Annotated in this window: 19 protein-coding genes and 1 tRNA gene; 17 read left to right on the top strand and 3 right to left on the bottom strand. The window is 68.7% G+C overall.

Features of this window, described 5'->3' with window-relative positions:
• The first annotated feature begins 3 nt into the window (after positions 1-3).
• From lon to dusA, 4 genes are all read left to right on the top strand, one after another.
• Positions 4-2,421, top strand: coding sequence for an endopeptidase La (gene lon, locus FA743_RS10855; RefSeq protein ID WP_136886126.1), 2,418 nt, complete (start codon positions 4-6; stop codon positions 2,419-2,421).
• Positions 2,422-2,545: 124 nt separating this feature from the next.
• Entirely contained in the window at positions 2,546-2,884 is a 339-nt protein-coding gene (locus FA743_RS10850; RefSeq protein ID WP_246054924.1) for a DNA-binding protein, read from the top strand.
• A gap of 45 nt (positions 2,885-2,929) precedes the next feature.
• Positions 2,930-3,004, top strand: a tRNA-Val gene (locus tag FA743_RS10845).
• Positions 3,005-3,058: 54 nt separating this feature from the next.
• Entirely contained in the window at positions 3,059-4,048 is a 990-nt protein-coding gene (dusA, locus tag FA743_RS10840; RefSeq protein ID WP_136886125.1) for a tRNA dihydrouridine(20/20a) synthase DusA, read from the top strand.
• A gap of 21 nt (positions 4,049-4,069) precedes the next feature.
• Here the strand turns inward: dusA and mazG are convergent, their stop codons facing one another.
• Complete coding sequence (gene mazG / locus FA743_RS10835) at positions 4,070-4,876, bottom strand: nucleoside triphosphate pyrophosphohydrolase (protein WP_136886124.1); 807 nt, start codon at positions 4,874-4,876, stop codon at positions 4,070-4,072.
• Between the two features lie 256 nt (positions 4,877-5,132).
• On the opposite strand from mazG, the gene yajC reads away from it, so the two are divergent.
• From yajC to ggt, 10 genes are all read left to right on the top strand, one after another.
• Entirely contained in the window at positions 5,133-5,465 is a 333-nt protein-coding gene (yajC, locus tag FA743_RS10830) for a preprotein translocase subunit YajC (protein ID WP_136886123.1), read from the top strand.
• Between the two features lie 16 nt (positions 5,466-5,481).
• Positions 5,482-7,146, top strand: a complete 1,665-nt coding sequence (secD, locus tag FA743_RS10825; RefSeq protein ID WP_136886122.1) for a protein translocase subunit SecD — start codon at positions 5,482-5,484, stop codon at positions 7,144-7,146.
• A gap of 1 nt (position 7,147) precedes the next feature.
• Positions 7,148-8,137 (top strand): protein translocase subunit SecF, encoded by a 990-nt coding sequence (gene secF / locus FA743_RS10820; RefSeq protein WP_136886121.1) that lies wholly within the window; start codon positions 7,148-7,150, stop codon positions 8,135-8,137.
• A complete protein-coding gene (locus tag FA743_RS10815) occupies positions 8,137-8,493 on the top strand; it encodes an Mth938-like domain-containing protein (protein ID WP_136886120.1) in 357 nt (118 codons plus the stop codon). The genes secF and FA743_RS10815 overlap by 1 nt, the downstream gene beginning before the upstream one ends.
• On the top strand, positions 8,490-9,125 hold the full coding sequence (gene ccmA, locus FA743_RS10810; RefSeq protein WP_136886119.1) for a heme ABC exporter ATP-binding protein CcmA: 636 nt from the start codon (positions 8,490-8,492) through the stop codon (positions 9,123-9,125). Before FA743_RS10815 ends, ccmA begins: the two co-directional genes overlap by 4 nt.
• Entirely contained in the window at positions 9,122-9,778 is a 657-nt protein-coding gene (gene ccmB / locus FA743_RS10805) for a heme exporter protein CcmB (protein WP_136886118.1), read from the top strand. The genes ccmA and ccmB overlap by 4 nt, the downstream gene beginning before the upstream one ends.
• A gap of 52 nt (positions 9,779-9,830) precedes the next feature.
• Positions 9,831-10,556, top strand: coding sequence for a heme ABC transporter permease CcmC (gene ccmC / locus FA743_RS10800; RefSeq protein WP_136886117.1), 726 nt, complete (start codon positions 9,831-9,833; stop codon positions 10,554-10,556).
• Positions 10,553-10,696: a heme exporter protein CcmD gene (gene ccmD, locus FA743_RS10795; RefSeq protein ID WP_136886116.1), complete on the top strand. Its 144-nt coding sequence runs from the start codon at positions 10,553-10,555 to the stop codon at positions 10,694-10,696. The genes ccmC and ccmD overlap by 4 nt, the downstream gene beginning before the upstream one ends.
• Positions 10,689-11,231 (top strand): DsbE family thiol:disulfide interchange protein, encoded by a 543-nt coding sequence (locus FA743_RS10790; protein WP_246054923.1) that lies wholly within the window; start codon positions 10,689-10,691, stop codon positions 11,229-11,231. The genes ccmD and FA743_RS10790 overlap by 8 nt, the downstream gene beginning before the upstream one ends.
• A 124-nt stretch (positions 11,232-11,355) precedes the next feature.
• Positions 11,356-13,113, top strand: coding sequence for a gamma-glutamyltransferase (gene ggt / locus FA743_RS10785; RefSeq protein ID WP_425467183.1), 1,758 nt, complete (start codon positions 11,356-11,358; stop codon positions 13,111-13,113).
• A gap of 196 nt (positions 13,114-13,309) precedes the next feature.
• Here the strand turns inward: ggt and acnA are convergent, their stop codons facing one another.
• On the bottom strand, positions 13,310-16,090 hold the full coding sequence (gene acnA, locus FA743_RS10780; RefSeq protein ID WP_136886114.1) for an aconitate hydratase AcnA: 2,781 nt from the start codon (positions 16,088-16,090) through the stop codon (positions 13,310-13,312).
• A 234-nt stretch (positions 16,091-16,324) separates the two neighbouring features.
• Here acnA and FA743_RS10775 point away from each other — a divergent pair, with 234 nt between their 5' ends.
• The 3 genes from FA743_RS10775 to FA743_RS10765 are packed head-to-tail and all read left to right on the top strand — an operon-like array spanning position 16,325 to position 18,921.
• Positions 16,325-17,317 carry a DUF1223 domain-containing protein gene (locus FA743_RS10775; protein WP_169308853.1) on the top strand — a complete coding sequence of 331 codons (993 nt, stop codon included), beginning with the start codon at positions 16,325-16,327 and terminating at the stop codon, positions 17,315-17,317.
• A 57-nt stretch (positions 17,318-17,374) separates the two neighbouring features.
• Positions 17,375-18,274, top strand: a complete 900-nt coding sequence (locus tag FA743_RS10770; RefSeq protein WP_136886112.1) for a DMT family transporter — start codon at positions 17,375-17,377, stop codon at positions 18,272-18,274.
• A gap of 29 nt (positions 18,275-18,303) precedes the next feature.
• On the top strand, positions 18,304-18,921 hold the full coding sequence (locus tag FA743_RS10765; RefSeq protein ID WP_136886111.1) for an inner membrane-spanning protein YciB: 618 nt from the start codon (positions 18,304-18,306) through the stop codon (positions 18,919-18,921).
• A 4-nt stretch (positions 18,922-18,925) separates the two neighbouring features.
• On the opposite strand, the gene FA743_RS10760 is transcribed toward FA743_RS10765, so the two are convergent.
• Positions 18,926-19,810: a hypothetical protein gene (locus tag FA743_RS10760; protein ID WP_136886110.1), complete on the bottom strand. Its 885-nt coding sequence runs from the start codon at positions 19,808-19,810 to the stop codon at positions 18,926-18,928.
• Between the last annotated feature and the right edge of the window lie 88 nt (positions 19,811-19,898).

Here is a 19,898-nt window from a genome sequence, read left to right as displayed (position 1 = left end):
ACCATGACGGAATTCACCACCCAGACCTACCCGGTGCTGCCCTTGCGGGATATCGTCGTCTTCCCGCACATGATCGTGCCCCTCTTCGTGGGACGCGAGAAATCCGTGCGCGCACTGGAAGCGGTGATGGAATCGGACAGCCCGATCCTTCTGGCCGCCCAGATGGATGCGGCGGTGGACGAACCCACCGAAGAGGGCATCTATCGCGGCGGCGTGCTGGCCAATGTGCTGCAGCTGCTCAAGCTGCCCGACGGCACCGTCAAGGTGCTGGTCGAGGGCCGCGAGCGGGTGCACATCACCGAATTCGTGCCGCATAAAGACCATTTCATGGCCGAGGCCATCGCGCTGGAGGAAACCACCGGCGACGACGCGACCGTGACGGCGCTGGTCCGCACCGTGACCGAGGAATTCGAGCGCTACGTCAAGGTGCGCAAGAACATCCCCGACGAGGTGGTGACCGCCGTGTCCGAGGCGACCGAGCCCGGCAAGCTGGCCGATCTGGTCGCGGGCCACATGGGCATCGACCTGGAGCGCAAGCAGGACCTGCTGGACACGCTGGAAATCTCGGCGCGTCTTGAGAAGATCTATGGCCACATGCAGGGCGAGATGTCGGTCCTGCAGGTCGAGAAGAAGATCAAGTCGCGCGTCAAGACCCAGATGGAGAAGACGCAGCGCGAATACTATCTGAACGAGCAAATGAAGGCGATCCAGAAGGAACTGGGCGACGGCGAGGACGGCCAGAACGAGCTGACCGAGCTGGAGGAAAAGATCTCGGCCACCAAGTTCAGCAAGGAGGCCCGCGACAAGGCCGACAGCGAGCTGAAGAAGCTGAAATCCATGTCGCCCATGTCCGCCGAGGCGACGGTCAGCCGCAACTACCTCGATTGGCTGCTGGCCTTGCCATGGGGCGTGAAGTCCCGCACCCGCAAGGATCTGGCCCGGGCCGAGGCGATCCTGGATGCGGACCATTACGGGCTGGACAAGGTCAAGGAACGCATCGTCGAATATCTGGCCGTGCAGGCGCGCAGCACCAAGCTGAAGGGCCCGATCCTGACGCTGGTCGGTCCTCCGGGCGTGGGCAAGACCTCGCTTGGCCGCTCGATCGCCAAGGCGACGGGGCGCGAGTTCATCCGCATCTCGCTTGGCGGCGTGCGCGACGAATCGGAAATCCGGGGTCACCGGCGGACCTATATCGGCTCGATGCCCGGCAAGATCATCCAGGCGCTGAAGAAGGCCAAGACCACCAACCCGCTGATCCTGCTGGACGAGATCGACAAGATGGGCCAGGACTTCCGGGGCGATCCCGCGTCGGCGATGCTGGAGGTGCTGGACCCGGAACAGAACTCGACCTTCGTGGATCATTACCTCGAGGTCGAATACGATCTGTCCAACGTCATGTTCGTGACCACGGCCAACAGCTACAACATGCCCAGCCCGCTGCTGGACCGGATGGAGATCATCCCGCTCTCGGGTTACACCGAGGACGAGAAGCGCGAGATCGCGCGCGGTCACCTGCTGGACAAGCAGACCAAGGCCAACGGGTTGCGCAAGGGCGAGTTCAGCGTCACCGACGAGGCGCTGACCCACATGATCCGCTATTACACCCGCGAGGCCGGGGTCCGCTCGTTGGAGCGCGAGATCGCGAAACTGGCCCGCAAGGCCGTGACCGAGATCCTCAAGGGCAAGGTCACCTCGGTCGAGGTGACCCCCGAGAAGGCCGAGGAGTACCTGGGCGTGCGCCGCCACCGCTACGGCTTGGCCGAGAAGGAGGATCAGGTGGGCGTCGTGACCGGCCTTGCCTGGACCTCGGTCGGCGGCGATCTTCTGCAGATCGAGGCCCTGCGCCTGCCCGGCAAGGGCCGGATGAAGACCACCGGCACGCTTGGCGACGTGATGAAGGAATCGATCGACGCGGCGAACAGCTTCGTGCGCTCGGTCGCGCCGGAGATCGGGGTCAGGCCCCCGGAATTCGACAAGCGCGACATCCACGTCCACGTCCCCGAGGGCGCCACGCCCAAGGACGGCCCCTCGGCGGGGGTGGCCATGGTGACCTCGGTCGTCTCGGTGATGACCGGCATCCCGGTCCGCAAGGATGTCGCCATGACCGGCGAGGTCACCCTGCGCGGCCATGTGCTGGCCATCGGGGGCTTGAAGGAGAAGCTGTTGGCGGCCCTGCGCGGCGGCATCAAGACGGTGCTGATCCCGCAGGACAATGAAAAGGACCTCGTCGAGATCCCGGACAACGTCAAGGAAGGGCTGACCATCATCCCGGTCAGCAATGTCCGCGAGGTGCTGCGCCACGCCCTGGTCCGTCAGCCGGTCGCCGTGGAATGGGACGAGGCCGCCGAAGAGGCCGCCGAGGCCGCCCGCGTCTCGGGGCAGCGCGCCTCCGAAGGGTCCGGCAGCGCCGTCGCGCACTGACCGGTCTGATCCGATCCCTGGCCGGGGGCGTTCTGCGCCCCCGGCCTTCTGCGTTGCGGTTGACGCAAGGTCATTTTGACGTAAACTGATCAGGCAAGTCGCGCACAGAAGCAGGTTCACGGACATGTCGACCGAAACCACCGATGCCGAAGGTCTGCCCCTGACGGCTGCACCGCTGTCAGGGCTGCCCGATCCCCATGTCGCCACCGTGGTGCCCAAGCGCGATTTCGTGGACCGGGTCGTCGCCGCCACCGGCGCCCGCCGCGCCGAGGCCCGCCCGATCATCGAGGCGACGCTGGACCAGCTGGGCCAGATCCTGTCCGCCGGCCAGACCCTGGCCGTGCCGCCTCTGGGCCGGGCGCGAATCAATCTGGAACGCGACGCCCGGGGCGGCGACGTGATCACCCTGCGCCTGCGCCGCCGCGCCTCGTCGACCGCACCGATCCTCGTGGAAAAGCCCTGAGCCCTCTTGCAACGTCCCGCGGCTGACGCTAGAAGCCAGCGCGACGGGTGATTAGCTCAGTGGTAGAGCGCTTCGTTCACATCGAAGATGTCAGGGGTTCAAATCCCTTATCACCCACCATCCCCTTTCCGGCTGCGGGGGATCCCCGTTGCCCAGCAGGCCCGTACCATTCCCATGACCGACCCGACCCCCCGCGCCGCGCGTCTTTCCGTCGCGCCGATGATGGACTGGACCGACCGCAACTGCCGACGCTTCCACCGGCTGATGTCGCGCCGCGCGTTGCTGTATACGGAAATGGTCACCGCCCCCGCGATCCTGCATGGCGACCGGGCCCGGCTTCTGGACCATGACGCCGCCGAGCAGCCGCTGGCGCTGCAATTGGGCGGCTCGGACCCGGCCGAACTGCGCGCGGCCACCCGCATCGCGGCCGATTGGGGCTATGCCGAGATCAACCTGAACTGCGGTTGCCCCAGTGACCGCGTGCAATCGGGCGCCTTCGGGGCGGTCCTGATGACCATGCCCGAGCGCGTGGCCGATTGCGTGGCGGCCATGCAGGCTGTCAGCCCGGTCGAGGTCACGGTGAAATGTCGCATCGGCGTCGACGACCAGGACCCCGAAACGGCGCTGCCCACCTTTCTGGACGCGATGCAGCGGGCCGGCATCCGCCGCCTGACGATCCATGCCCGCAAGGCCTGGCTCAAGGGTCTCAGCCCGCGCGAGAACCGCCAGATCCCGCCGCTGGACTATCCGCTGGTCCGGCGGATGAAGACGCAGTTCCCTGACCTGCATCTGTCGATAAATGGCGGCATCGCCAGCCTGGACGAGGCGCGGGCGCATCTGGAGGTCATGGACGGGGTGATGGTGGGCCGCGCCGCCTATCACGAGCCCTGGACGATCCTCGGCGATGCCGACCGCCTCTGGGACGACGCCCCCCCCTTCGAGGATCCGACCCAGGTCGCGCGCGCCATGCGCCCGCTGATCATCGACCACCTCGCGCAGGGGGGCCGTTTGCACCAGATGACCCGCCACATGCTGGGCCTCTTCCACGGCCGCCCCGGCGCGCGGATGTGGAAGCGCACCCTGTCCGAGGGCGCCTCTAAGGGCGGCATTGAGGTCTATGACGCCGCTTTGGCGCAGGTGGCCGAGGCGCCCGCCCCGGCCTGATCGGGCCGGGGGAAGGGGGGCCTAGGCCCGCTCGGCGGCCTTGGCCGCATCCCACAGCCGGTCCATCTCGGCCAGGTCGCTGTCCTCGGGCCGCCGCCCTTCGGCCGCCAATGCCGCCTCGATGGCGCCGAAGCGCCGGGTGAACTTGGCATTCGCGCGCCGCAGGGCCTGCTCGGGGTCGATCTTCAGATGCCGGCCCAGATTGGCCATCACGAACAGCAGATCGCCGAATTCCTCCTCCATCGCTTCCGGGCCCAGGCTGTCGCGCGCCTCGACCAGCTCGGCGGTCTCCTCGGTGATCTTGGCCAGCACGTCCCCGGGGCCGGGCCAGTCGAAGCCCACCCGCGCGGCGCGGTTCTGCAGCTTCAGCGCGCGCGTCAGCGCGGGCAGGCCCAGGGCCACGCCGTCCAGCGTGCCCCGTTCGGCCTTGCCGGCGCGCTCGACGGCCTTGATCGCCTCCCAGTCCTTCACCTGCTGCTCGGCGGATTTGTCGCGGTTCTCAGATCCGAAGACATGGGGGTGGCGGAAGACCAGCTTGTCGCTGATCGCCGCCGCGCAATCGGCAAAGTCGAACATCCCCGCCTCACGCGCGATCTGCGCCTGAAAGACCACCTGCAGCAGCAGGTCGCCCAGCTCTCCGGGCAATTCGTCCCAGGCCTGACGCTGGATCGCGTCCTCGACCTCATGCGCCTCCTCGATCGTGTAGGGCGCGATCGAGGCGAAGTCCTGCTCGACATCCCAGGGGCAGCCCGTGTCGGGGTCGCGCAGCGCCGCCATGATGTCCAGAAGGCGGGTCAGTTCGGTGGCGGGGTCGCGTCGCTCGGCCATGGCGGGTCCCTTCGGGTTGCGGCATTGGGCCCCCTTCGAGTGCCACAGTGCCCGGCCCAAGTCCACCGGGCCCGCCCGGCCCGAGGGAACCGCCCACACGGGACCGTCAGCCGGGGGCGTTCGGCCATCACGAAGGCGTTTCGCGTCTTGCGACCCGGGCCTCGGGGGCTTTCTTGCCAAGGGCGGGCCGCACAGCTAGGTTGCGCGCCAATCGTGATGCGGCCCTGGCCGTGCCCCTGACCGAAAGGACCCCTCGATGTTCGTGACCCCCGCTTATGCCCAGGCCGCCGGCGGCGCCGGAGGCGGCGCAGCCTTGGCGCAGTTCATTCCGCTGATCCTGATCTTCGCGATCATGTATTTCCTGATGATCCGCCCGCAGCAGAAGCGCGTGAAGCAGCATCGCGCCATGGTCGAGGCCGTCAAGAAGGGCGACCAGGTCGTCACCCAGGGCGGCATCCTGGGCAAGGTCGTCAGCGTCCGCGACGACGAGCTGGAAGTCGAGATCGCGACCGGCGTGCGCGTCCGCGTCATCCGCTCGACCCTGGCCCAGGTCGTCAACAAGACCGAACCGGTCGCCGCAAACAGCTGAGAAGGCGTTCGCCCACATGCTTCAGATCGACCGATGGAAGCGCGTCCTGATTTTCGGGATCTGCCTTCTGGGCCTCTTCTACGCGCTGCCCAACGCCTTCTACGCCCGCGTCGAGGCGCATAACGATGCCGTGGCCCGGATCGAGGCCACCGGCGTCGAGACGCCCGAACTGGTGGCGGCGCGCGACGGCTGGCCCTCGTGGATGCCCTCCAATCTGGTCAATCTGGGGCTCGACCTGCGCGGCGGCGCCCATCTCTTGGGCGAGGTGCAGGTGGCGGAGGTCTACAAGACCCGCGTCGACGCGCTCTGGCCCGAACTGCGCACGGCGCTGGCCGCCGAACGCGACACGGTCGGCGCGATTCGCCGCGTCGAGGCGCCCGAGGGCGTGCTGTCGGTCGAGATCGGCAATGCCGACCAGATGCCCCGCGCCATCGAGATCGCGCGCGGCTTCTCCGACCCCGTCACCACCCTGACCGGGGCGGGCCAGCAGTCGTTGGCCATCGCCACGCAGGGGGCGACCCTGACGATCCAGCTGTCGGATGCCGAGAAGGCGGTCACCGACGACCGCACCATCCAGCAATCGCTGGAGATCGTGCGCCGCCGCGTCGACGAGGTCGGCACCCGCGAACCCACCATCATGCGCCAGGGCGAGGACCGCATCCTGATCCAGGTGCCGGGCATCGGCTCGGCTACGGAACTGAAGGAGCTGATCGGCACCACCGCCCAGCTGACCTTCAACCCGGTCCTGGGCACCACCGGCGACGCCGAGGCAGAGCCCGGCCTGGGGCAGTTCATCGCGCCCTCGATCGATCAGGAGGGGGTCTATTACATCCTGGAAGACACTCCGGTCGTCAGCGGCGAGGATCTGGTCGATGCCATGCCCGGCAGCGACGAGAACGGCCAGCCCTCGGTCAACTTCCGCTTCAACCCGTCCGGCGCCCGGGCTTTCGGCAGCTATACCTCGCAAAATATCGGCCAGCCCTTCGCCATCGTGCTGGACGACGAGGTGATCTCGGCCCCGGTGATCCGCTCGGCCATCACCACCGGCTCGGGGCAGATCTCGGGCTCGATGAACTTCGATCAGGCCAACCAGCTGTCGGTGCTGCTGCGCGCCGGCGCCCTGCCGGCCGAGATGACCTTCCTCGAGGAACGCACCGTCGGCCCCGAACTGGGGCAGGACAGCGTGGATGCGGGCAAGGTCGCGGCGGCCGTGGGCTTCGTCGCCGTCGTGATGCTGATGATCCTGTCCTATGGCCGCTTCGGCGTCTTCGCGGCGGTCGCGCTGACCTTCAACATGGTGCTGCTGTTTGCGGTCCTGTCGCTGATCGGGGCCACGCTGACGCTGCCGGGCATCGCCGGCATCGTGCTGACCATCGGCATGGCGGTCGATGCCAACGTGCTGGTCTTCGAACGCATCCGCGAGGAATTGCGGACCGCGCGCGGCCCGGCCCGCGCGATCGAGCTGGGCTACGAGAAGGCCATGTCGGCCATCGTGGACGCCAACATCACGACGCTGATCGTGGCGGCCATCCTCTTCGTGCTGGGCTCGGGGCCGGTCAAGGGGTTCGCCGTGACCCTGACCATCGGGATCGTGACCTCGGTCTTCACGGCGCTGTTCGTGACGCGCCTGATCACCATCATGTGGTTCGAGCGCGCGCGCCCCAAGCAGATCGAGGTGTGAGATGGCGTTCCGTCTGAAACTGATTCCCGACCAGACCAGCTTTGACTTCTTCCGCTGGCAGGCCCTGACCTTCGGCATCTCGGCCTTCCTCATGGTCGCCTCGGTCGCGGTTCTGTTCCTCAACGGGCTGAACTTCGGCATCGATTTCCGGGGCGGCACGACGATCCGCACCGAATCGGCCCAGCCCGTCGATGTCGCGGCCTATCGCGACGCGCTGTCGGGGCTGGAACTGGGCGACGTGGCCATCACCGAGGTCTTCGATCCCGGCTTCGCGGCCGACCAGAACGTCTCGCAGGTCCGCATCAGCGCCCAGGACGGGACCGAGGCCGTGACCCCCCAGACCATCGCCACGGTCGAGGAGGCGCTGCGCGGGGTCGATCCCGAGATGACCTTCCCCTCGGTCGAATCGGTCGGGCCCAAGGTCTCGGGCGAGCTGGTGCAGACCGCGATCTACGCGGTGCTGGCCTCGCTGGTGGCGATCTCGATCTACATCTGGCTGCGCTTCGAATGGCAGTTCGCGGTCGGCGCCATCGTGTCGCTGTTCCATGACGTGCTGATCACCATGGGCATCTTCGCGCTGTTCCAGATCCGCTTCGATCTGACCACCATCGCGGCGCTGCTGACCATCGTGGGGTATTCGATCAACGACACGGTCGTGGTCTTCGACCGCCTGCGCGAGAACCTGATCAAGTACAAGACCCGCGCCCTGCGCGAGGTGATGAACCTGTCCGTGAACGAGACCCTGTCGCGGACCACCATGACCTCGGTCACCACGCTTCTGGCGCTGATCGCGCTCTTGGTGCTGGGCGGCGACGTCATCCGGGGCTTCGTCTTTGCGATCACCTTCGGCATCTTCATCGGCACCTATTCCTCGGTCTACGTGGCCAAGAACTTCGTGCTGTGGCTGGGCGTGCGCCGCGACAAGCCCGACCCCAAGGATCCCAAGGCCCGCAAGAACCTGTCGCCCTTCGAGGGCGCCGAGGAGGTCTGATGCCCGCCCTGACGCCGATCGAGTTCACCGGGCAGCATGCCGTCGAAGGCTATGGCCCGGGCTTCTTCCGGGTCGCGGGCCGGGTCTTTCGCAGCGCGGTGGTGATCGAGGCCGACCGCGTCACCCCGTGGGACGGTCTGGACCAGATCGCCCCGCTGGAGGCGCTGGCGGGCCGGGTCGACGTGCTGTTCCTGGGGATGGGTGCGGGCGTCGACATTCCCCCCCGCGATCTGATCGCGCATCTGGATGCGCTCGGCCTGCGGGTCGAGGCGATGGCCTCGGCCACCGCCGCGCGCACCTACAACGTGACCCTGTCCGAGGGTCGCCGGGTCGCCTGCGCGCTGCTGCCCCTGTGACCCTGCTGACCGTCCAGGACCTTGCCGTGGCGCGCGGCGGTCTGCGGACGGTCGAGGGGGTGACATTCGATCTGGAGGCCGGGCAGGCGCTGATCCTGCGCGGCCCGAACGGGGTCGGCAAGACGACCCTTCTGCGCACCGTGGCCGGATTGCAGGCCCCCGTTGCGGGCCGCATCGCAATGCCCGAGGATTGCCTGGCCTATGCCGCCCATGCCGACGGGCTGAAGCCCGCCCTGACGGCGGCCGAGAACCTGACCTTCTGGGCGCAGGTTTTCGGCGGCGGCGGGACGGATGCCGCGCTGGCGGCGATGGACCTGACGGCGCTGGCCCACCGCCCCGCCGCCGCCCTCTCGGCGGGGCAGAAGCGGCGCCTCGGGCTGGCACGGCTTCTGGTCACCGGACGCCCACTCTGGGTGCTGGACGAGCCCACCGTGTCGCTGGACGCGGCCTCGGTCGCGCGCTTTGCCGAGGTGCTGGGGGCGCATCTGGGGCAGGGGGGCGCCGCGCTGATCGCCACCCATATCGATCTGGGCCTGCCGCAGGCCCGCGTGCTGGACCTGACCCCCTTCCGCGCCCGGCCCGGATCGGCCCCCGCCACCCGCGCCTCGGGCTTCAACGAGGCCTTCGCGTGATCGCGCTCTTGATCCGCGACCTGCGTCTGGCCACGCGGGCCGGGGGCGGCTTCGGACTGGGCGTGGCCTTCTTCCTGATCCTCTCGGCCCTGGTGCCCTTCGGCGTGGGTCCCGACCGCGCCACGCTGGCCCCCGTGGCGCCCGGCATCCTCTGGGTCGGCGCGCTGCTGGCCTGCCTTCTGTCCCTGGACCGCATCTTCGCGCTGGACCACGAGGATGGCAGCCTGGACCTCTTGGCCACCGCCCCCCTGCCGCTGGAGGCGGCGGTGGCGATCAAGGCGCTGGCCCATTGGATCACCACCGGCCTGCCGCTGGTCGTCTCGGCGCCCCTGTTCGGCATCCTGCTGCAGCTGCCCGTGCAGGCGATGCCTTGGCTGGTGGCCTCGCTGGCGCTCGGCACGCCCGCGCTGTCGATGCTGGGGGCCTTCGGCGCGGCGATCACCGTGGGGCTGCGGCGCGGCGGGCTGCTGCTGTCGCTGCTGGTCCTGCCGCTCTACATCCCGACGCTGATCTTCGGGGCCGAGATCACCCGCCGCGGGGCCGAGGGCATGGCCACCGCCACGCCGCTGATGTTCCTTGCAGGCATCACCCTGGGGGTGCTGGCGCTGATCCCCTTCGCGGCGGCGGCGGCGCTTCGGGTCAATCTGCGGTGAATGCGGCGCTCTGCCCCTTGAGGGGCGCGGGGATTCAGGGATAGAGGACAGCATGTCGATCTGGGAATACGCAAATCCGACCAAGTTCATGCGCACGACCGAGGGGCTTCTGCCCTGGCTGGTCGGCAGCGCGGTCCTTTGCAGTGTGGGCGGCGTGTTCTGGGGCTTTCTGACGCCCGAGGATTTCCGGCAGGGCTCGACCGTCAAGATCGTCTTCCTGCACGTGCCCGCCGCGATGATGGCCATCAACATCTGGGTGATGATGCTGGTCGCCTCGCTGATCTGGATCATTCGCCGCCATCATGTCAGCGCGCTGGCCGCCAAGGCCGCCGCTCCCATCGGCGCGATCATGACGCTGATCGCGCTGGCCACCGGCGCGATCTGGGGCCAGCCCATGTGGGGCACCTGGTGGGAATGGGACCCGCGCCTGACCTCGTTCCTGATCCTGTTCCTGTTCTACGTGGGCTATATCGCGCTCTGGGCGGCGGTCGAGGATCCCGACAGCGCCGCCGACCTGACGGGCGTGCTGTGCCTCGTGGGCTCGGTCTTCGCGCTTCTGTCGCGCTACGCCGTCCTGTTCTGGAACCAGGGCCTGCATCAGGGCGCCAGCCTGTCGGTGCAGTCGGGCGAGCGGATGTCGTCGGTCTACCGCTATCCGCTCTATCTGGCGATGCTGGGCTTCTTCCTGCTGTTCCTGGCACTCCTGCTGATCCGCACCCGAACCGAAATCCGCAGGCGCCGTCTGGCCGCCCTGCAAGCCCGAGAGATGCGCGCATGATGCAGCTGGGAGATTACGCCGGCACCGTGCTGGCCGCCTATGGGGTCAGCCTTGTGCTGATCGCCGGACTGGTCTGGCACACCGTCGCGGCCAACGCCCGCGCCCGCCGCGCCCTGCAGGAGCACGAGCGCAATGGCTAGGGTTCCCGTCCTGATGATCCTGCCGCCGGTGGTCTTCGCCGCGCTGGCCGCCACCTTCCTCTGGGGCATGAACCGCGAGGATCCGGGCAACCTGCCCTCGGCCATGATCGGGCGGCAGGCGCCGGCGGTGCCCCAGACGACGCTGCCCGGCAAGGTGCAGCTGACCGACGAGATGCTGCGCGAGCCCGGCGTCAAGCTGGTCAATTTCTGGGCCAGCTGGTGCCCGCCCTGCCGCGCCGAACACCCGACCCTGACGGACCTCTCGACCCGCCTGCCGGTCTACGGGATCGACCTGAAGGACCCCGAGGCCAACGCGCTGTCCTTCCTCACCGAGGATGGCGACCCCTTCGCGGCCATCGCCACCGATCCGCGCGGGCGCGGCGCCATCGACTGGGGCGTCACCGCCCCGCCCGAGACCTTCATCGTCGATGGCGAGGGGCAGATCCTCTACCGCTTCGCGGGCCCCCTGATCCGCGAGGATTTCACCCAACGCTTCCTGCCCGAACTCGAGCGCGCCCTGGCCGCCGAGGACTGAACCACCCGGGACGGTTGCGCCCCCGCCCATCCGGCGTCATGCTGACCCCATCATTCCGGGACATGGAGGGACGGCGATGACGCGGACAGGATGGGCCTTGGCACTGCTGCTGGGCAGCGCGGCGATGGCGGGGGCGCAGCAGGCGGCCGATGCGGTGGCGCCCGAGGGCGCCTCGGGCGAGGCGATCGCCACCGATGTCTTCGGCGATCTGGACGCGCCCGCCCGCGACGCCCTGGCCACCAAGGCCGAGGGGCGCCCGGTCACCGCGGCCGACTGGATGGTCACCGCCGCCCACCCGCTGGCCGTGCAGGCCGGCGCCCGCGTGCTGGAACAGGGCGGCAGCGCCGCCGACGCGATGGTCGCCGTGCAGGCGGTGCTGGGCCTGGTCGAGCCGCAAAGCTCGGGCCTGGGCGGTGGCGCCTTCCTCGTCTGGTACCATGCCGAGACCGGCGAGGTGACCACGCTGGACGGGCGCGAGACCGCCCCCATGGCCGCCACCCCCACGCTGTTCCAGGACGAGGAGGGCGAACCGCTGGCCTTCATGGAGGCCGTGATCGGCGGCCGCTCGGTCGGCACGCCCGGCACGCCGCGCCTGATGGAGGTCGCGCATCGCAACTGGGGCCAGGCGAACTGGTCCGGCCTCTTCGACGACGCCATCGCGCTGGCCCGGGACGGCTTCACCGTCTCGCCCCGCCTGGCCGCGTTGGTCGCGGGCGAGGGCGACGCCCTGTCGCGCTATCCCGCCACCGCCGCCTATTTCTTTCCCGACAGCCAGCCCGTGGCCGAGGGCAGCCTGCTGACCAACCCCGCCTATGCCGAGACCTTGCGCCTGCTGGCGCGCGAGGGGGCGGACGGCTTCTATACCGGCCCGGTGGCCGAACAGATCACCGCCGCCGTGCGCGGGGCCGAGGACAATCCGGGCCTGCTGGCCCTGGCCGATCTGTCCGCCTATCGCGTGATCGAACGCCCCGCTGTCTGCGTCGACTATCGCGACCACGATGTCTGCGGCATGGGCCCGCCCTCGTCGGGCGGGCTGACGGTGGGCCAGATCCTGGGCATGCTGGGCGGCTACGACCTGGCCGAGATGGGCGCCGAAAGCGCTGATGCCTGGCGCCTGATCGGGGATGCCTCGCGGCTGGCCTTCGCCGACCGGGGCCGCTTCATGGCCGACAGCGATTTCGTGGCCATGCCGACCGAGGGGCTGATCGATCCGGCCTATCTGGAGGAACGCGGCCAATTGCTGCAGGGCGACGACAGCCTGCCCAAGGTCAGCGCCGGCAGCCCGGGCTGGAGCCATGCCCGTCTCTGGGGCCAGGATTCGGCGCTGGAACTGCCCTCGACCTCGCATATCTCGATCGTGGATGCGGAGGGCAACGCTCTGTCGATGACCACGACCATCGAGAACGGCTTCGGATCGCGGGTGATGGCCGCCGGCTTCCTGCTGAACAACGAGCTGACCGATTTCAGCTTCGAGACGCATGACGACGCCGGCTGGCCCATCGCCAATGCACTGGCCCCGGGCAAGCGGCCCCGCTCGTCCATGGCGCCGACCATCGTGCTGCAGGACGGCGCGCCGGCGATGGTGATCGGCTCACCCGGCGGCAGCCGCATCATCGGCTATGTCGCCCGCGCGATCGTGGCGCATCTGGACTGGGGCATGGACATCCAGGCCGCCGTCGCCGCCCCGAACCTGGTCAACCGCTTCGGCCCCATGGACATCGAGGCGGGCCTGCCCGCCGCCCTGACCGAGGGCCTGGCGGCCATGGGCTTCGAGCTGAACGAGACCGAGCTGACCTCGGGCCTGCAAGGCATCGTGGTCACCCCCGACGGGCTGGAAGGCGGCGCCGACCCGCGCCGCGAGGGCATCGCCATCGGCGGTTGAGCCCGGTGGCCGAGGGGGCAGGGGGCTGCCGCCCCCATCGCGCTCTGCGCGATCCCCCCGCGGGTATTTGGGCAAAGAAGAAGCGGCCAGGCGGTTCCTTGCCCTTTCTTCTTTGCAAAAATACCCATGATCCGACCTGACAAAAAAAGCCCCCGGCGACCTGCCGGGGGCTTTCATCGTCACAAGGGCGACTTCGTCAGGCGGCGGCGAGATTGCGCAGCACGTAATGCAGCACGCCGCCGTTCTTGAGGTAGTCGATCTCGACCTCGGTATCGACGCGGGCCTTCAGCTGGATCGTCTTTTCCGTGCCGTCGGCATAGGTGATCGTGCAGGGCACCTGCGACAGCGGCTTGAAGGCGCCCGACAGGCCCTGGATGCTGACCGTCTCGTCGCCGGTCAGGTTCAGCGTCGCGCGGGTGTCGCCCTCGGTGAACTCGAACGGGATGACGCCCATGCCGACCAGGTTCGAGCGGTGGATGCGCTCGAAGCTTTCGGCGATGACCGCCTTGACGCCCAAGAGGTTGGTGCCCTTGGCGGCCCAGTCCCGCGACGATCCGGCGCCGTATTCCTTGCCGCCGAAGATCACCAGCGGGGTGTCCTGTTCCACATAGGACATCGCGGCGTCATAGATCGCGGCCTGGTTGCCGTCCGCGTCCTTGGAATAGCCGCCCTCGACCCCCTCCAGCATCTCGTTCTTGATGCGGATATTGGCGAAGGTGCCGCGCATCATGATCTCGTGGTTGCCGCGGCGCGAGCCGTAGCTGTTGAAATCCTTGGGCGCGACCTGGCGTTCGGTCAGGTACTTGCCGGCCGGGGTGGTCGGCTTGAACGATCCGGCGGGCGAGATGTGGTCGGTGGTGATCATGTCGCCCAGAAGCGCCAGCACGCGGGCGCCGCCGATGTCGCTGATCGTGCCGGGCGTCTTGTCCATCCCCTGGAAATAGGGCGGGTTCTGGATATAGGTCGAGGAGGCCGGCCAGTCATAGGTCTCGCTGTCGGTGATCTCGACGCCCTGCCAGCGCTCGTCGCCCTTGAAGACGTCGGCATACTTGGCCTGGAACATCTCGCGCGTGACGATGGTGTCGACCAGTTCGGCGACCTCCTTCGACGTGGGCCAGATGTCCTTGAGGAACACCGGCTTGCCCTCGGCGGTATGGGCCAGCGGGTCCTTGGTCACGTCGATGTTCATGTCGCCCGCGATGGCATAGGCCACCACCAGCGGCGGGCTGGCCAGATAGTTCGCGCGCACGTCGGGCGAGATGCGCCCCTCGAAGTTGCGGTTGCCCGACAGGACCGACACGGCGACCAGGTCGTTGTCGTTGATCGACTTGGAGATCTCGGACTGCAGCGGGCCCGAATTGCCGATGCAGGTGGTGCAGCCGAAACCGACAAGGTTGAAGCCCAAGGCGTCCAGATCCTCCTGCAGGTTCGCGGCCTCCAGGTATTCGGCCACGACCTGCGATCCCGGCGCCAGCGATGTCTTGACCCAGGGCTTGCGGGTCAGGCCCAAGGCGCGGGCCTTGCGGGCCACCAGACCTGCGGCCATCAGCACATAGGGGTTCGAGGTGTTGGTGCAGGAGGTGATCGAGGCGATCACCACGGACCCGTCACGCAGCGTGTAGTCCTCGCCATCCACCGCACCGGTGTTCAGATGGCCGTGATTGCCGCCGGGAATCTTCTCGGGGATGGGATCGGGCGATCCGGCCTCGGCGGTCATCTCTTCCTTTTCCTCGACCGGGACCGAGGCTGCCGGGCGCACGCCCTTGATGTAGTCGCTGAAGGCCTGCGCGGCATCGGTCAGCGGCACGTGGTCCTGCGGGCGCTTGGGCCCCGAGATCGCGGGGACCACGGTGCTCTGGTCCAGTTCCAGCACCGAGGAATAGACCGGTGCATAATCGGCGGTCCGCCAGAAGCCGTTCTCCTTGGCATAGGCCTCGACCAGCGCGATGCGGTCCTCTTCGCGGCCGGTCTGGCGCAGATAGCGCAGGGTCTCGTCATCGATCGGGAAGAAGCCGCAGGTGGCGCCGTATTCGGGGGCCATGTTGGCGATGGTCGCGCGGTCGGCCAGCGGCATGTGGTCAAGACCCTCGCCGTAGAACTCGACGAACTTGCCCACCACGCCATGGGCGCGCAGCATCTGCGTCACCTTCAGCACCAGATCGGTGGCGGTCACGCCCTCGCTGAGCGCGCCGGTGACCTTGAAGCCCACGACCTCGGGGATCAGCATCGAGATCGGCTGGCCCAGCATCGCGGCCTCGGCCTCGATCCCGCCCACGCCCCAGCCCAGGACCGCGAGGCCGTTGACCATGGTGGTGTGGCTGTCGGTGCCGACCAGCGTGTCGGGATAGGCCACCGTTGCGCCGGTCTGGTCGGTGTCGGTCCAGACGGTCTGGGCCAGGTATTCCAGGTTCACCTGATGGCAGATGCCGGTGCCGGGCGGGACCACGCGGAAGTTGTTGAACGCCTTCTGGCCCCATTTCAGGAAGGTGTAGCGCTCCATGTTGCGTTCGTATTCCAGCTCCACGTTGCGCTGGAAGGCGCGGGGCGTGCCGAATTCATCGATCATGACCGAGTGGTCGATGACCAGATCGACCGGGTTCAGCGGGTTGATCTGCTGGGGATCGCCGCCAAGCGCCTTGATGCCGTCGCGCATCGCGGCCAGGTCCACCACGGCGGGAACGCCGGTGAAATCCTGCATCAGCACGCGGGCCGGGCGATAGGCGATCTCGCGGCTGCTGCGACCGCCATCGGCGGCCCATTGGGCGAAGGCCTTGACGTCGTCGGTGCTGACGGTCCGCCCGCCATCCTCGAAGCGCAGCATGTTCTCCAGCACGACCTTCAGCGCGGCCGGCAGTTTCGAGAAATCGCCCAGGCCCGCCTCGGTGGCGGCGGCAATCGAGAAATAATCGACCGTCTGGCTGCCGGCACTCAGCGTGCGGCGGGTCTTGGCGGTGTCGGTTCCGGTCTGGATGGGCATCAAGGCCTCCCTGTCTGCAAGAATGGATGGGTCCAGCGTCTGCCTTGTGTTGCCCCATCGCGGGGGCTCATGCAAGGTGGCGCCGCATCATTGTATGCGATTGCATACCATACCCGGCGCTGTTGCTCAAGAGGCACGGACCCGGAACCGGGGCATGGTGACGAAGCCTTGATTTGGTCTTTCGGCCCGTCAGCCGCTATCAGGGCCGATGTGAAGCGGGACGGGAATCATCGGATGGCCAGGACGCCGCGACCGGAGATGCAGGGGGCGGGCATGTGGCCCGGCCTGCGCGCATGGGCGGTGGCGGGGCTGACGTCCCTGGCGCTGCTGGGCAGCCCGGCGGCAGCGCAGGCACCCGTCGAGGCACCCCCCTCCGCCTCCGCGCAGGATCCTTCGGTCGACACCGCATCCCCGGGCGAGGCGCCGCTGATCCTGGCGCCGCCGGATCCCGGGCGGCAATCGCCCACCGCGCTGTCGCTGATGGAATCGGCGGGCGGCGGCACCTTCTCGGCGCTTGATGTCGCGCCGCCGATGACCGCCCAGCTGCCCTCGTCCACGCTGCCCGTGGTGGTCGAGCTGTTCACCTCGCAGGGCTGCTCGTCCTGCCCGCCCGCCGATGCGATGCTGACCCTGCTGGCCGGCAAGCCCGAGGTGCTGGCCCTGTCCTTCCATGTCGACTACTGGGATTACCTGGGCTGGGCCGACAGCTTCGCCAAGCCGGAATTCACCGCGCGGCAGTCCGCCTATGCCCGCGCGGCGGGCGAGCGCTCGGTCTATACCCCGCAGATGATCGTGGGCGGGCAGGACACGGCGGTGGCGCCGGGCCCGGCCGAGCTGATGGGGCTGATCGACGCGCATCTGATGGCGCCCGCACTGCTCAGCGTCCAGCGAGAGCCCACCGCGCAGGGCGAGGCCATCGAGTTGATGCCGCTGTCCGATCTGGGCGCCAGCATCGACGTCGTGCTGGTCCGCTATGCGCCCCACCGGCCCGTCGAGGTCCGCGCCGGCGAGAATCGCGGCAAGTCGATGATCTACAGCAATGTCGTGCTGGAGGTGCAGCATCTGTCGCGATGGGACGGCTTGACGCCCCTGCGCCTGACCGTGCGCGCGCAGCAGGTCGAGGATGACCGCTTCCCCGAGGACACCCGCCACGCCCTGCTGGTCCAGACAATGCTGACGCCCCAGCATCTGCCCGGCGCGATCCTGGCCGCCATCCGTCTGGACTGAACCCGGTCCGGCGCGCGCGGACTTGCACATCCTGCAAGCCTGCGCCATGGGACGGCGATGGGCGATCTGATCATCCAGCTGTCCGGCACTGCCGAGGGTGCGCGTCTGGCGTCGATTCTGGCGCTGTCGGCGGCCTTCCTGCATGCGGTCTTCGGGGCGTTGCAGAAGGGGCGGCACGATCCCTGGATCAGCCGGGCCGGCATCGACCTCAGCTATGGGCTGATGGCGCTGCCGGTGGCGCTGTTCCTGGTGCCATGGCCCGACCCGGCGCTGTGGCCGGTCCTGCTGGGCGCGATGATCATCCACATCGCCTACAAGGTCGCGCAGGCGCTGACCTATCAGCGCGGCGCCTATACGGTGGTCTATCCGGTGGTGCGCGGCACGGCGCCTCTGTTCGCGGTGCTGGCCGCGATGCTGGTCTTTGACGAGCGGTTCAACACCATCCAGTGGCTGGGGCTGGGACTGCTGGTGGGCAGCATCTTCGGTCTGGCGGTGAACAGCCTGCGCAAGCTGCAGGTCGGGCGCGACACCCTGGTCCCGGCACTGGCCTGGGCGGTGGCGACGGGCGCGATGGTGGCGCTCTACACCACCTATGATGCCTGGGGCATCCGGCAGGCGGCCGATCCCTTCACCTTCCTCGCGTGGTTCTTCGTGCTGGACGCGATCTTCATGCCGCTCTGGATGGCGCGCAGCCTGATCCGCCTGCCGCGCGACCAGATCGGCCCCCTGGCGCTGCGCGGCGGGATCGGCGCGCTGGTGGCCTTTGCGAGCTTCGGATCGATCATGCTGGCCACCCGGCTGGACGAGGTCGGGCGGGCGGCGGTCCTGCGCGAGACCTCGACCGTCTTCGCGGCCCTTGTGGGCTGGGTCATCCTGGGCGAAAAGGTGGGCGCGCGCCGCGCGGTGCTGATGGCGCTGATCGCGGCAGGCGCGGTGATCGTAGAATTCGCCGCCTGACCAGGGCGGCCGGACGGGAAGGCAGACGCATGCAGACCACCAGACCCTGGGTCAAGCCGGCATTGGAATTCGGCCCGCTGATCGTGTTCTTCGCGGTCTTCATGCTGTATCGCAACGACACGGTGGTGATGTGGGGCCGCGATTACGGGGGCTTCATCCTGGCCACGCTGGCCTTCATCCCGGCGCTGTTCCTGGCCACCGCCGTGCAATGGCGCCTGACCGGCAAGCTGTCGCCCATGCAGGTGGCGACGCTGGTGCTGGTCACCGTCTTCGGCGGGCTGTCGATCTGGCTGAACGACCCGCGCTTCTTCAAGCTCAAGCCCACGATCATCTACGTCCTGTTCGCGGCCATCCTGGGCGCCAGCCTGGCCCTGCGCCGCAACTGGCTGGGCGCGGTGCTGGGCGAGGCCTTGCCCATGGACGCCCATGGCTGGCGCAAGCTGACCGCGCGCATGGCGGTGTTCTTCCTGGTGCTGGCCTTGGCCAACGAGGTGATCTGGCGCAGCATGTCCGACAGCACCTGGGTCTGGTTCAAGACCTTCGGCCTGCCGATCCTGCTGTTCGCCTTCCTTCTGGGCAATGCGCGGCTCTACCGCGACCACGCCCTGCCCGAGGCCGCCGCCAAGGATGACGACGCGCCCCTCTAGGGCGTCAGGCCCGCAGCCCCGGCAGCGCCGGGGGCAGGGCGCGCAGTCCCGACCAGCGCGGCTGCGGGCGCGTGGGCAGGTGGTGGCGCAGCAGCCCCAGGTGCAGCGCCCAGGGGTGGCACAGGGCGGCACGATAGACCTCGAACAGCCCCTCGCGCAGATAGGGGGTCCAGTGCGACATCAGCCGCCGCCCCCGCGCCGTCGGAAAGCCCAGATCCGCCAGAGCGTCCAGCGTGGCGGCATCGTCGATCTGCAGATCCACCCAATTGGCGCGCGGCTGCGCCAGCCCCGCCCCCAGGGCACGCCGCCGGCCTGCCGACAGCAGCATCTCCAGCCCGAAATCGAAGGGGTCGTTCTCGCGCGCGGTGACGTTGAGGATCTCGGCCATCTGCCCGGCGGGCCGCTCCAGCGCCGCCAGCGCCACGTCCTGGAACTCGGCGGCGTTCAGCGCGACGATGCGGCCGATGCTGCCCGCCGGGGCCGCCGCCAGCGCCTGCAGGGCCACCCTCGCGCCCAGCGAATGGCCGATCAGCCCGACCGGACGCCCCGCCAGCGCCGCCAGATCCCCGATCAGCGCGCCAAGTCCCGCCCCCGCCTCCTCTGCCCGCGCATAGGCGGCGCGCAGCCGGCCCCGCGCCTCCCATCCGAAGGCCACGGCCAGCCCCTCGGCCGGATCGCCGGTGAATCCCAGCGCCGCGGGCCAGGACACGCCGCCGGGCCCGGCCTCGGGCGACAGGATATGGCGGTGCGGATCATGGGCGGGCAGGCGGGGGGAATAGCGATAGCCGTGCAGCATGACGACGATGGGGGCGCCCGGGGGCAGGGCGCGCGCGGCGTGGCGCAGCGTCTCGGGCAGGGCCTCTCCGGCATTCACCGCCACCACCGGCATCCCGCACCCTCCGCGCCGTTCCGTCCCTGACAGGAATACCGGCAGGCTGCGACAGCGGGGTGAAGATCGCGTTACCCCTGCGTGACGT

The sequence above is a fragment of the Paracoccus gahaiensis genome, from assembly GCF_005048225.1.
Lineage (GTDB): Bacteria > Pseudomonadota > Alphaproteobacteria > Rhodobacterales > Rhodobacteraceae > Paracoccus > Paracoccus gahaiensis.
Note: the sequence above shows the minus strand (reverse complement) of the source record. Positions and strands in the feature narration are given on the sequence as shown.